The sequence below is a fragment of the Chitinophaga flava genome, from assembly GCF_003308995.1.
In the GTDB taxonomy this organism is placed as follows: Bacteria; Bacteroidota; Bacteroidia; order Chitinophagales; family Chitinophagaceae; genus Chitinophaga; species Chitinophaga flava.
Genome location: NZ_QFFJ01000001.1, coordinates 3,162,624 through 3,175,571 on the forward strand (window position 1 = coordinate 3,162,624; position 12,948 = coordinate 3,175,571).

Consider the following 12,948-nt stretch of genomic DNA (forward strand, 5'->3'; position numbering starts at 1 on the left):
AACTTTCACCCGCTATTCCTAGCTGAGGAATGGCACTTTCACGACTTTTGCCTTCAGGGCCTTGTCCCTTACAGCGATAAATATTTCGGAGTCCAGTGCAGCGTGGCTTGTTTTCACATAGCCCAGACCGATAGCTTTCTGCAGGGAAGGAGACTGTGTACCGGAAGTTACACGGCCGATCACATTACCCTCTGCATCTTTGATTTCGTAGTCATGACGCGCAATCCCTTTGTCAATCATTTCAAATCCTACCAGTTTCTGGGAAACACCTTCTGTCTTTTGTTTTTCGAAAACAGAACGGGAAGGGAAGTCTTTGGTGAATTTGGTGATCCATCCCAGACCAGCTTCCATCGGAGAAGTACGGTCGTCGATATCATTACCATACAGGCAGAAGCCCATTTCCAGGCGGAGTGTATCGCGGGCACCCAGGCCGATTGGCTTCAGGCCTTTAGGACCACCGGCAGCGAAGATAGCGTCCCAGATTTTATCTGCTGCACCATCAGTATCTTCAAAATAGATCTCGATACCACCGGAACCGGTGTAACCAGTAGCGCTGATCACTACATTAGGTACACCAGCAAAAACACCTTTTGCGAAAGTGTAGTATTTCAGATTTACAATATCCACTTCAGTCAGGGGTTGCAGTATACTGGTGGCATTAGGGCCCTGGATGGCCAGCAGACAGGTTTTATCGGAAATATTGTGCATTTCCACCCCTTTGGTATTGAACTGGCTTATCCAGTTCCAGTCTTTTTCAATATTGCTGGCATTCACTACCAGCATATAAACGTTGTTTTCTTCAATGCAATAAACCAGCAGATCATCTACCAGACCACCTTCATTATTAGGCAGAGCGCTATACTGGGCTTTACCGGCAGTCAGTTTGGACGCGTCGTTGGTGGTTACACGCTGGATCAGGTCCAGTGCATGCTCGCCTTTCAATATAAACTCACCCATGTGGCTTACATCAAACACTCCGGCATTTGTACGCACCGCCTGGTGCTCGTCATTAATACCTGTATAGGAAATCGGCATGTTGTAACCAGCAAAAGGGGCCATCTTGGCGCCCAGTGCGATATGTTTTTCTGTAAAAGGTGTGTTTTTCATACTTCGTTTTTAAAACGGGGCAAAAATAGGGATTTGCCTTTTACTAATAACAACCCACTTCCGCCGTATGACGGTTTTCAGACCAAGCATCATATTAAACATACTTGAAATGCAATAGGGGCTTAAAAAAGAACGTCCCTCCCTGTACTATTAGCAGGGGGTAATTCGTAATTTTGCAGCACACCCAAAAAAAGATTGCGTGAAAAAGATCACCTGGCTGTTACCACTGGTATCTATTACCTTGTTCGTAGAGGCACAGAAAAAGAATGACCGAAAAACCTTGTCTAATCTACAACAGCATGTCACTTATCTCTGCAGTGACAAGCTGGAAGGCCGCAAGTCGGGTGCACCAGGCGAACAGCTGGCGGCCGCCTATATCTCTACACAGCTGGAACAAATGGCCATCTCCCCCAAAGGAGACAACGGCTTCCTCCAGACGTTCACCATCCGCGAAGGCAGGGAACCTGCAGATAACTGCGCCATGACACTGAACCATGAAAAACTTACCACTGGTCAGCAGTTCATCCCGCTACCCTTCAGTGCCGGCAAAACCGCCAAGGGCGAAGTTCTTCCCAACGTCAATGAACCGGACAATATATGGCTCATAAATATCAGCGAGCTGGAACCGGATAACCATAAAAGCAAACTGGAACAATATCTCCAGCAAACACAGATAGCTGCCAAGTCAGGCGCTACGGCTGTCATCTTCTTCAACGGGAAAGAATCCCCCGCAGAAGTACTTGGCTGGCAGGAGAAGTCCATGCCCGTAACGAGCATACCCGCTATATGGGTCAGCAATGATATCAGCAAAAAACTCAGTGCTGATGAGGCAGATGCTTTCCTGATAGACCTCCGGATAGCCTTTATACCAGTGAAAATAACCGGTACCAACGTAATCGGCTATATCGACAATAACGCCTCCAAAACCGTGATCATCGGCGCTCACTACGACCATCTGGGGGTAGGAGAGGGACACACTATCTACCACGGTGCCGATGACAACGCCAGCGGTACCGCCGCACTGCTGGAACTGGCCCGCATGCTCAAATCCGCCAAACTTAAAAACCATAATTTCGTCATTATAGCCTTCTCTGGTAAGGAGCAGGGCCTCGCTGGCTCCGGTTATTTCACCACTCACAGCGAAGGGATAGACCTGTCACAGGTCAACTACATGATAAATATGGACATTATCGGCGACCTCGACACTTCCCGCGGCCTGCAGATCGGCGGCGTAGGCTCTTCCCCAGGATGGTCCGGCATTATCGGCAGCGTAGCCGCCAAACAGCCCAAACTGGTATACGACGCCAGCAGCACCTCCACATCTGACCATGCTTCTTTCTACAAAAAAAATATTCCGGTACTGTACTTCTGCACCAATACCAACAAAAGTATCCCTGCTGCAGACGATAATGCAGATAAAATCAATTATGATGGCACCCTGACCGTTATCAAACTGGTATACGACATCATCACTAAAACGGATAACATGGAAAAACTGGCTTTTGACAACACTCCCGCCAGAAAATAACTCCGCCCGCATTTTCCGGGAAACGAATGAGTTACATTTACACGAATTTTATAAATTCGCAGATTGCATTACAAACAGGATAGCATATGTATCTGTTGGTAAGCTGTAATTGTTATTCGTAATTCATCAACCCATCCCTGTAAATGGACGAAAAGCTGGCCCTCGTATACCGGTATTTCCAGCTGCTGGAAAATTTTTCAGCGGATCCGGTTGAATTTGCCAAGATTTTTCATCCCAACGTTATACAGACAGAATACCCGAACCAGCTGTCAGTAGATGTAAAACAAAGGAATTTCGAGTTGATGCTTGACAGTATGGCCACCAACAAACAGATCCTGAAATCGCAGCATTATAGCGTGCTCAAAGCCTTTCAAAATGGTAATACCCTTGTGGTGGAAGCCAAATGGACCGGGGAAATAGGCGTGGATGCAGGGAAATTCAGAAGAGGCCAGATTATGAACGCCTTTATCTGTACCGTTATCGAGTTCCGCGAAGGAAAAATTTACCGGCAGCGCAACTACGATTGTTATGAACATTAAAGCCAGCACATCATGAAAAAATTACTTTCCATCTTCGCGGTTACCAGCCTGCTTTTTGCGTGTAACCCTACCCGTGAGCACCAGGTGAATAAAGACGCCTATGACGTGATCACCGAAAAAAGTTATGTATACCGGGAATTCAAACCCGCTGCCAGCCCGCTGATGGACTCTGTGCTGCAACTGCGCAAGGAAATCACTGACTACCTCGACCAACATGGCTTTAAAGCTCATATTGCCGGAAAAGACAGCCTGCTGTTCCACCGCACCAACGGCCTCGAAGTGATGATAGAAATGCCGGCACCACAAGATCCCTGGTCTATGAATACTATCATCGTATTCGATCCGGTGAAAAACCCTTTATTCGTAAATTTACACAAGGGCACCGGCCAGATTGAACAATATATTAAAGCCAAATAATCCCTCAGCAGTTTGCCAGTAAAACAGAACATCAGGCTGACCGTAGATGCGGTCGTATTCGGATATATTCCCAAAGAAGGAATTGTAGTGCTGTTAATCAAACGCACCATAGAGCCCTATCTACATAGCTGGGCCCTGCCCGGCGGGTTTGTGCTCGACGACGAATCCCTGGAAACGGCCGTTACCCGCGAACTGCTCACAGAAGCCGGGGTAAATATCAACTATCTCGAACAACTATACTCCTTCGGCCTTCCCGGCCGCGATCCCAGAGGCAGGGTAGTGTCTGTAGCCTATTTTGGACTGGTGAATCCCACCAATTTTAAACTGGCCGCCAGCTCCGACGCAGAAGACGCCTCCTGGTTCAATATCAAAGACCTCCCTTCTTTAGCCTTCGATCACGCCACCATCATCGATGTGGCCGTATCACGCCTGCGCAATAAAATCCGCTACGAACCCATCGGATTCGAACTGCTGGATAAAAAATTCCCCATCGCAGACCTCGAAAAATTATACGAAACACTCCTCGACAGACCCATCGATCGTCGCAACTTCCAGAAAAAAATAAACCACCTCGGCATCCTGATATCCCACAACGAAAAACAAAAACAAGTGTCTCAGGGCCGCCCCGCCAAACTCTTCAGCTTCAACGAAGAACAATATTTCAAATTAAAAAAAGAGGGCATTGCCTTTGAAATTTGATCCCAGGGCTGAAGCCCTGGGCTATATTTGTTTGGTGTAAATAGGGAGGTATTTTTATTTTAAGGTTGTTTCTTTTTCATGAGTGGAGAAGGAGCATATCTGTTATTGCGGAAATTTGTGATGTACAAGTGCTCCCTGGCATTATTAAACTATACCTTGTCCGTGTAAACCAAAACATCTACCAAACGTTTTTCTCTTCCTTTCTTGTAAATAATCTTCTTTTATATATATCTTTTAAATAAAAACCACCGTCTATACACCAGACAACTATAGCCCAGGGCTTAAGCCCTGGGACCATTTTGTGTATTTTTTACAAAAAATATTTTGTTGATATCAAAACCATTTATACATTTGTGTAACAATTACACAAAATAGCTCGGATATGCAAACGACAAAGCCCACAGGAGTTATTATAGCCAGGTTCCAGACACCTTCACTACATGAAGGTCACCTCGAACTGATCAGGCAGGTGAAACAAAAACACAACCGTGTTTTAATCATCCTCGGTGTAAGCCCTGTAAAAGGCAGCCGGAAAAACCCGCTGGACTACTACACCCGGGAACGCATGATCAAACAACAGTTCCCCGAAATTATTATCCTGCCCCTCAGCGATCAGAAAAGTGACACAGTATGGTCCAGAAAGCTGGATGAACTGTTGTCAACCAACTTCCCCCACGAAACATTTGTATTATATGGCAGCCGCGATAGTTTCATGGGCACCTATTCCGGTCGTTACACTACGGAAGCACTGCCGCCGGTAAAAGATTACAATGCCACCGCTTTACGTGAAGCTTTATCTGATAAAGTATTCGACACTGAGGAGTTCCGCGCCGGTATAATCTATAACACCTATAATCTTTTTCCATCTGTATATGCGACAGTAGATATCGCCCTGTTCAGGAACAATAAACAGGAGCTGCTGGTAGGTCGCAAGCCTAATGAAAACAACTGGCGACTGCCGGGTGGTTTCTCCGACCCTGCAGATGAAAGCTTCGAAATAGCCGCTGCCAGGGAGTTACGGGAAGAATGTGGCAGCATGGAAACAAGCAGCCTCGAATATGTTGCCTCCCAACGGATAGACGACTGGCGCTACCGTTCAGAAACAAACAAAATCATCACCACCCTGTTCAGTGCTGATCTGCTTTTCGGAGAACCCGCTCCTGGCGACGATCTCGCAGCCCTCCGCTGGATAACGGTAAAGGATATACCATCCCTGATAGAAAAACAGGAACTCACTGACACACATATCCCTTTATTTCAGATACTGGTTGACAAATACACTAAATAAGATTTAAAACTTACCGATATGACAAAGGAAAATCTCATCCTCCTGGCCGACGCTTACAAATACTCCCACCACAAATTATACATCCCTGGTACCCAACACATCTATTCCTACCTGGAAAGCCGCGGCGGTAAATTCAACGAAACAGTGTTCTACGGTCTGCAATATTTCCTGAAAGAATACCTGGAAGGTGTAGTCTTCACCAAAGAAAAACTGGACGAAGCCGCCACTACACTGCAGGAAGTTTTTGGTCGCGATGACGTCTTCGACCGCAGCCGCTTCGAATATATCATCAATAAACACGGCGGTAAACTCCCCGTACGCATCAAAGCAGCTCCCGAAGGAACGGTGGTGCCTGTACGAAATGTGCTGATGACCATAGAAAACACAGACCCCGAATGTTTCTGGCTCACCAACTTCCTCGAAACACTGCTGATGCAGGTATGGTATCCCTGCACCGTAGCTACACTGTCACGCGAAATCAGGAAAGTGGTTAAACATTACTACGAAGCTACTGTCAGTGAGGCCGCCTATGCAGGCATGGATTTCGTACTCAACGACTTTGGCTTCCGTGGCGCCAGCTCTGTGGAAAGTGCCGGTATCGGCGGCAGCGCCCACCTGGTCAGCTTCTCCGGCAGCGATACCATTGCCGGTTCTATGCTCGCCAAACGTTACTACAACGCGCCCACCGCACCTGGCCTCTCTATCCCCGCTACAGAACACTCTATCGTAACATTGCTCGGCGAAGCCGGTGAGCTGGAGATCTTCAAACATGTGCTCAATACCTTCCCAACCGGCACTATCGCCTGTGTATCCGACTCCTACAATATCTTCCGCGCCTGCGAAGAATACTGGGGCACTGAACTGAAAGAACAAATCCTCAGCAGACAAGGTACCCTCGTCATCCGCCCCGACAGCGGCGATCCTGTAAAAACACTCCTCAAGGTTTTTGAAATACTGATGAACAAATTCGGCTACACCATCAACGAAAAAGGTTATAAGGTGTTACCTCCGCAAGTCCGCGTAATCCAGGGCGACGGCATCAGCTATTCTTCTATCCCTCCCATCTTTGAAGCCCTGAAACAGGCCGGTATCAGCGCCGAAAACCTGGTACTGGGCATGGGTGGCGCACTCCTCCAACGCGTTAACCGCGACACCCAGGAATTTGCACTTAAATGTGCTTACGCAGAAGTAAACGGCCAGGGCATCAAAGTACAGAAAACACCCGTGGAAATGGATGCCAACGGCAACCTCCAGACCTCCTTCAAAAAATCCAAAGCAGGCAAACTTAAACTCGTAAAAGACAACGGTTCTTTCAAAACTGTAGGAGCCGAGGAAGCACCGGAACTGGACGACGTACTGGTAACCGTCTTCGAAAACGGCCACCTCACCCAAACCTGGTCTTTCGACGAAGTCCGCAAAGCAGCCGCTTTATAATATCATTCTTATTTCTTCCATCAGAAAGTGTACCCCCATTTTCAAAAGCCCGGGACTCAGCCCCCGGGCTTTTTTCCGGAAATCTGTTAACTTCACCCTATGTACTTGCTCATACCTGGCCGACACCACCTGCTGACGGATTTTCAGTTCAAATACCTGAACCGCCTGATCAAATGCAGCCTGGAAGGCGAAAAAGACGCCAGTGGCCACATACTGGCCACGACGCCCATAGAAGGAGTCATCTTTGCAGTCACTTCTGCCAACCACCTGGGCACCAAACGAAACCCGGTACCCTTCTATCTCCGCGCAATGATCATCCAGGAATTTTCCAACTCCCTGGATGTACCGGCCTATGTATACGGTATCGACGACGTAGGGGTCATCCACGATTTCGCGGAATATACCATCAAAACCATCCGCCATTCCAGTGAAGGCGCCCACGCTCTCACCCCAGAAAATACCGTGGTCATCTGTTCTACCAGTGTTCGGGAAATGTATATGCAGCGCGGATTTCGTATACTCACCGCAGAATGGGACACTACCGCTAACGCTTATACGCAGCCAATGCCATGGGACCTCGTCCATCTCATCGCTCAGACCGGTGACTGGCGCAAAAACAAAACCGTACTGGAACAGCTGCATCCTGCCGCTTTTAAGATATGGTCGTTATATGGGGTAGGGGAGAAAGTACAACAGATCCTGAAAGATCCGATCATCGGGGCCGACGGCGACCTAACCGCCACCCGCGACTATAACGTTTATGTAAAACAGATGGACGATATCGCGGCCCTCAAATACCGCGAAACAGCGCCCTACATACAACCCGGCAATATCGGCGATATCGGCTGTGCCGTAGGTTCCTGGATAAAAATGGGCTGTGAAGACGACCGCCTTCATGAATGTGATTTCTATGGCATCGAGGTATCCCGGCATCTCTACGATATCTGCCTGCAACGCAAACATAATGGCGAATTTGCCAATCCCTCCGTATTCTTCTCTCAAAAAAATGCCGTTACCAGCCTGGTATTTGAGCCCGGCAGCATGAATACCATCCACACTTCTTCCCTGACACATGAAATAGAATCCTATGGCAGCAGAAAGGATCTTATTTCGTTTATACAAAACCGTTATCAGGAACTGGTACCCGGTGGTGTATGGATTAATAGAGACGTGGTAGGCCCTGAGAACAGAACAGAAACGGTACTCCTCTGGCTCAACGATCAGGATGGCGCCAACGATCTGCCTATGCCGGAGAACCACACCACACAAACACTCGCCGCCTGGTTGGGACAACTTTCTACCAAAGCCCTGTTCCATCGTTTTGCACAGGACTTCCGCCACGCAGAAGGTTATCACCTGGCACACCAATGGGTGACCATCGGTGATACTACCTACTGTCAGTTATCTATGCAGGATGCCTGCGAATTCCTTTTCAAAAAAGATTATCACGATAACTGGCTCAGCGAAATGCACGAAACCTTCTGCTTCTGGAACTTCCAGGACTGGAAACAAGCCCTGGAAGAAGCAGGAATGCGGCTCGATAATCTCTCGCATGCCTATCGCAACGAATGGATCGTGCAAAACAGGCTGGAAGGAAAAGTACAACTGTTACGCCTAAACGAAAATGAACAACCAGAAGCGATACCATTTCCGGTATCACATATGTTGTTAATGGCGAGGAAATAAAGGCAGTTTATCCAGCGGCCATATCTCCAGATTGTTGTCCAGCAATACGGGCACCAGCAAGGCGTGGTGACGTTTGTCCAGCGCTATATCTGCAGGAGAATGTTTGAAGGGAATCTTACGGAAATTTTTAGCCGTCAGATCATAGAGAAACAAGTTGCCTCCTTTGGGCTCTTTTACCGTAATCCAGTCAGACAGCAGCAGGTGGGTGGCATCTACCTGTACAATCCCGTCAAACAAACCGGTAGGAGAGTTTTCCACAGGTTTGAAAGCATCCGCTGCATCACTCAGTTTTTTGTGGAACAGCTGCCCGGTGCCGTCGAAATTGGGGCCCATAGAGCATACATATACCTCATCTGTGGCAGCATTGTACAGCACGCCGTTAGCCATGGTAATATTACCTGGTAATAAGGTGCTGGTCACCTTACGGGTATTCACCAGCAACACATCTCCCTTAAAGGAGTCCGTTACCAGCAACAGGCTGTCGTTGACAGCTGTTACATCGTTCAACAAACCTGCTTTTCCTTCCAGATTCAGATCAAATACTTTCTTCCGGCTACGGACATCATATCCTTTGAGGTGGTCTATATCGGCTACATATAAGGTTTCTCCGATCATTTCCAGTCCTTTCGGTGCATTCAGGGTATCTTCAAAATACCGGAGTGATTGCACTTTGCCGGATTTCACCCAGGCAATGCTACCATCTCCGTCTTTGGCTCCGGGATCAAGTCCAGCACCAATATTGGAAACGAAATAACCGTCTTTGTAAGCAATAGTGCTTTCTGGATTCTGCAGACCGTGAATGGTTTCCTGCGCACGGGAAACGGCCCCCGTCAGCATCAATGTTGTTAAAAGGGCTATAGATAGTTTCATGCGAATGATTTTACACAAAAATAGCCAGAGGAGATGCGGTAGTACTTATGATTAACAAAGTAATATTTGTGAAAATCAAAGTATCGGAAAAAAGAAAGCCGGAATATGATTATTCCGGCTATTACCTAAACCTACAACTGTTACACTGTTAGTAACATATCTTTATAATAACTTAGTTATTGTGTACTTCATTCAGCGGTATTTCTTCGTAGGAAGCCACCATCCGTTGTCTGATATAACGTTTGGAAGACAGCTTGCCCCATCCGAATTTCGCCATCACCTTATCTACCACCATGTATACCACAGGCACCACAATCAGGGTGAGGAACATGGAGCTGATCAAACCACCGATGATAACCCAGGCCAGACCATTTTTGGTAGATGCCACACCACCGGTAGCCATTGCGATCGGCAACATACCGATCACCATCGCGATGGTGGTCATCAGAATCGGCCTCAAACGTGCGTTGTTGGCATGTATCAACGCCTGATAAGTACTCTGTCCCTGTTCTTTCATCTGGTTCGTAAAGTCTACCAGGATGATCGCATTCTTCGCCACCAGACCAATCAACATGATCATACCCAGGATGGTAAAGATGTTCAACGTATTGTTGGTCAGTGCCAGTGCCAGCAAGGCACCAATGATGGCCAGCGGAATAGAGAACAATACCACAAAAGGATAGATATAGTTGTCATACAGCGCCACCATGATCAGATACACCATTACGATGGAGATCAGGAGGGCTGCGCCCAGTGTACCGAAGGAGTCACCCTGGTTTTCAGCATCACCACCAAATACGTAGTTGATGCCGGCTGGTTTTTCCATCTTCGCCAGTTTGGCTGCAAACTCCTGCGTTACTGTACCGGAAGGACGTCCCATTACCTGTGACTGTACAGATACGGAAGTATTTTTATCCCTTCTTTCCAGGTGGCTTGGGCCGGAGCCTTCTGTTACCTGAGCAAACTGAGACAATTTGATCAGCTGGCCTTTATCATTTACAAACTGTATGTTGGCAACATCCTGAAGATTCTTTTTGCTGAAATCATCGAAGCGGATGTTAATATCATATTCATAGTCACCCTGACGGAACTTCACTTTGGAATCGTCTGCAGTACCACTGAAAGCAGTCTGCATGGTACCACCCACCATATCGAGCGTAAGGCCGAGAGCTGCCATCTTATCGCGGTCTACCTGTACGTTGATCTCAGGGTTACCTTCCTCCACAGACAGTTTCACCTCGCTGGTACCGCTGATGGTTTTCAGCGTATCCATGGCTATTTTGGCAAACCTCATCACACTGTCCATCTCGCTGCCCATCACAACCAGTTCTACTGGCGCTCTTTCGGCAGTACCCATGATACTTACGTCGGTTGTTTTCACTTTCACGCCCGGAAGCATCGCTTTCAGTTCTTTCTTGACTTTTGCAGCATAGATATCTGCAGCTTCATTACGTTGCTCCAGTGGCACCATGATCACCGTGATCTCAGATTTGTAGGCAGTAGACTGAGAGTTACCAAAACCATCTTCACTGGTCTGGCCTACAGTAGTGATCAGTCTCTCTATTTCCTTCTTTTTACTGAGATATTGTTCCGCTATACGCGTAGCCTGGTTGGATTGCTGTACGGAAGCGTCTTTCGGCATTTCCAGCATCACGATAAACTGGCCACGGTCACCTTTGGGGATAAACTCACCACCGATGTAACCTTTTCCAACCAGCATGAAAGAAGCGAACAACAAACCTATTGACACCACCAGGGTGATGGTTTTGTGAACCAGCGCCCATTTCAGTATACCGGTCATCCAGTTGGTGAAACGTTGCAGCTGGCCTTCAAACCAGAGGATGAATTTTTCGAAGATATTTTTTCCTGTGATATGTTCCAGCTTACCAAAGCGGGAAGACAACAGCGGTACGATCATGAAGGATGACAGTAAGCTGAGCATTGTGGAAATCATTACCACCACGCAGAACTCACGCAGGATCTTGGACACCAGCTCGTTAGTCAGTGAGATCGGCAGAAACACCACCACAATTACAAGGGTAATGGATGTTACGGTAAACCCGATTTCTTTCACACCATCAAAAGCCGCACGTACCCTGTTTTTACCCATCTCCATATGACGGTAAATATTTTCCAGTACCACGATCGCATCATCCACAAGGATACCTACCACCAATGAGAGGCCCAGCAAAGACATGAGGTTGAGGGAGAAACCCATCATTTTCATACCAATGAAAGTGGCTATCAGAGAGGCTGGGATAGAGATCATTACGAAGATCGCACTACGGATGCTGTGCAGGAACAACAGCATCACCACCGCCACCAGGATTACCGCCAGTATCAGGTCATGAATCACAGAGTCGGCAGATTCCAGGGTAAAGTCGGAAGAGTCGTTGGCCACCAGTATTTTCAGTCCGTTCGCTGCATAATCTTTTTCAACAGTGGCGATGGCTTTTTTCATTTCATGACTCACCGTCACCGCGTTGGCATCTGTTTGTTTCTGCACCTGCAGGGCGATAGCGTTTACACCATCCACACGGGCGATACGCTCTGCATCTTTCTGTGCATCCTGCACATCGGCCACATCACGCAGGCGGATCTGAGTACCGTCTGCAGTGGTTTTCAGCACCAGGTTACGCAGCTGGTCTACATTTTTATACTTACCGGCCAAACGGATCAGGATCTGTTCGTTGGCTGTTTTTACCTTACCGGTCGGGAAGTCCATGTTGGCATTGGTTACCGCCTGACGGATCTGTAAGATAGACAAACCATAAGCCTGCAGTCTGGAAGGATCTACGTTCACCTGTATTTCACGTTCCTGGCCACCGATCAGGGACACCTGTGCCACGCCTGGTAAGCGGGACAAGAGTGGTTGCAGTTTTTTATCTACCAGGTCATAGAACTTTTTATCATCCATTTTAGCAGTGGCAGATAAAGTCATGATTGGCAGGTCATCCAATGAAAACTTATTGAGGGAAGGTGGTTTGGCATCGCCCGGAAGGTCCGCCAGGATGGCGTTTACCTTACGCTGGGCATCCTGCAGTGCGATGTCCACATTGGCATCGTTGTTCAACTCCACCGTGATCACGGAAAGGCTTTCGGAAGATTTGGAAGTAATCTTCTTGATCTTTTCCATGGATGCGATCGCATCTTCTATTTTTTTGGTAATGGTACTTTCCACCTCGTTGGGAGAAGCACCAGGATACACCGTAGCAATGGTTACTATCGGTGAACTGAACTTCGGCAACAGCTCATAGTTCAGTGATTTATAGCTCATGACGCCCAGCAGGGTGAGGATGGTAAATACCACCACCACGATAGTGGGCCTTTTTATGGATACTTCAGTAATCTTCATGTTGCAAAAATTAGTTCAAACACCA

The 12,948-nt window shown here is 47.6% G+C and carries 10 protein-coding genes; 7 read left to right on the top strand and 3 right to left on the bottom strand.

Annotated elements, in window-relative coordinates; translation table 11 throughout:
* Positions 1–18 precede the first annotated feature (18 nt).
* The gene (gene gcvT, locus DF182_RS12620; protein ID WP_113615961.1) at positions 19–1,107 is read right to left on the bottom strand and encodes a glycine cleavage system aminomethyltransferase GcvT; all 1,089 of its coding nucleotides are present in this window, start codon (positions 1,105–1,107) and stop codon (positions 19–21) included.
* 199 nt (positions 1,108–1,306) lie between these two features.
* Here gcvT and DF182_RS12625 point away from each other — a divergent pair, with 199 nt between their 5' ends.
* The 7 genes from DF182_RS12625 to DF182_RS12655 all read left to right on the top strand — a co-directional run bounded on the left by DF182_RS12625 (position 1,307) and on the right by DF182_RS12655 (position 8,698).
* Positions 1,307–2,635 carry a M28 family peptidase gene (locus DF182_RS12625; protein WP_113615962.1) on the top strand — a complete coding sequence of 443 codons (1,329 nt, stop codon included), beginning with the start codon at positions 1,307–1,309 and terminating at the stop codon, positions 2,633–2,635.
* Between the two features lie 143 nt (positions 2,636–2,778).
* Complete coding sequence (locus DF182_RS12630; protein WP_113615963.1) at positions 2,779–3,174, top strand: nuclear transport factor 2 family protein; 396 nt, start codon at positions 2,779–2,781, stop codon at positions 3,172–3,174.
* 12 nt (positions 3,175–3,186) lie between these two features.
* Positions 3,187–3,591, top strand: a complete 405-nt coding sequence (locus tag DF182_RS12635; protein WP_113615964.1) for a hypothetical protein — start codon at positions 3,187–3,189, stop codon at positions 3,589–3,591.
* 12 nt (positions 3,592–3,603) lie between these two features.
* Entirely contained in the window at positions 3,604–4,290 is a 687-nt protein-coding gene (locus tag DF182_RS12640) for an NUDIX hydrolase (RefSeq protein WP_113615965.1), read from the top strand.
* 382 nt (positions 4,291–4,672) lie between these two features.
* Positions 4,673–5,578 (top strand): NUDIX domain-containing protein, encoded by a 906-nt coding sequence (locus DF182_RS12645; RefSeq protein ID WP_113615966.1) that lies wholly within the window; start codon positions 4,673–4,675, stop codon positions 5,576–5,578.
* An 18-nt stretch (positions 5,579–5,596) separates the two neighbouring features.
* Entirely contained in the window at positions 5,597–7,012 is a 1,416-nt protein-coding gene (locus tag DF182_RS12650; protein ID WP_113615967.1) for a nicotinate phosphoribosyltransferase, read from the top strand.
* A gap of 99 nt (positions 7,013–7,111) precedes the next feature.
* Positions 7,112–8,698 carry a class I SAM-dependent methyltransferase gene (locus DF182_RS12655; protein ID WP_113615968.1) on the top strand — a complete coding sequence of 529 codons (1,587 nt, stop codon included), beginning with the start codon at positions 7,112–7,114 and terminating at the stop codon, positions 8,696–8,698.
* Here the strand turns inward: DF182_RS12655 and DF182_RS12660 are convergent.
* Together DF182_RS12660 and DF182_RS12665 are read right to left on the bottom strand one after the other, a co-directional pair.
* Positions 8,681–9,568, bottom strand: coding sequence for an NHL repeat-containing protein (locus tag DF182_RS12660; RefSeq protein WP_147243428.1), 888 nt, complete (start codon positions 9,566–9,568; stop codon positions 8,681–8,683). The two genes, DF182_RS12655 and DF182_RS12660, sit on opposite strands and share 18 nt — an antisense overlap.
* A gap of 172 nt (positions 9,569–9,740) precedes the next feature.
* Positions 9,741–12,923, bottom strand: coding sequence for an efflux RND transporter permease subunit (locus DF182_RS12665; RefSeq protein WP_113615970.1), 3,183 nt, complete (start codon positions 12,921–12,923; stop codon positions 9,741–9,743).
* Positions 12,924–12,948 lie beyond the last annotated feature (25 nt).

Bases quoted from the DNA above. Each gene is read 5' to 3' on its own strand.
- gcvT (WP_113615961.1), bottom strand. From the start codon at position 1,107: ATGAAAAACACACCTTTTACAGAAAAACATATCGCACTGGGCGCCAAG.
- DF182_RS12630 (WP_113615963.1), top strand. From the start codon at position 2,779: ATGGACGAAAAGCTGGCCCTCGTATACCGGTATTTCCAGCTGCTGGAA.
- DF182_RS12635 (WP_113615964.1), top strand. From the start codon at position 3,187: ATGAAAAAATTACTTTCCATCTTCGCGGTTACCAGCCTGCTTTTTGCG.
- DF182_RS12645 (WP_113615966.1), top strand. From the start codon at position 4,673: ATGCAAACGACAAAGCCCACAGGAGTTATTATAGCCAGGTTCCAGACA.
- DF182_RS12650 (WP_113615967.1), top strand. From the start codon at position 5,597: ATGACAAAGGAAAATCTCATCCTCCTGGCCGACGCTTACAAATACTCC.
- DF182_RS12655 (WP_113615968.1), top strand. From the start codon at position 7,112: ATGTACTTGCTCATACCTGGCCGACACCACCTGCTGACGGATTTTCAG.
- DF182_RS12660 (WP_147243428.1), bottom strand. From the start codon at position 9,568: ATGAAACTATCTATAGCCCTTTTAACAACATTGATGCTGACGGGGGCC.
- DF182_RS12665 (WP_113615970.1), bottom strand. From the start codon at position 12,923: ATGAAGATTACTGAAGTATCCATAAAAAGGCCCACTATCGTGGTGGTG.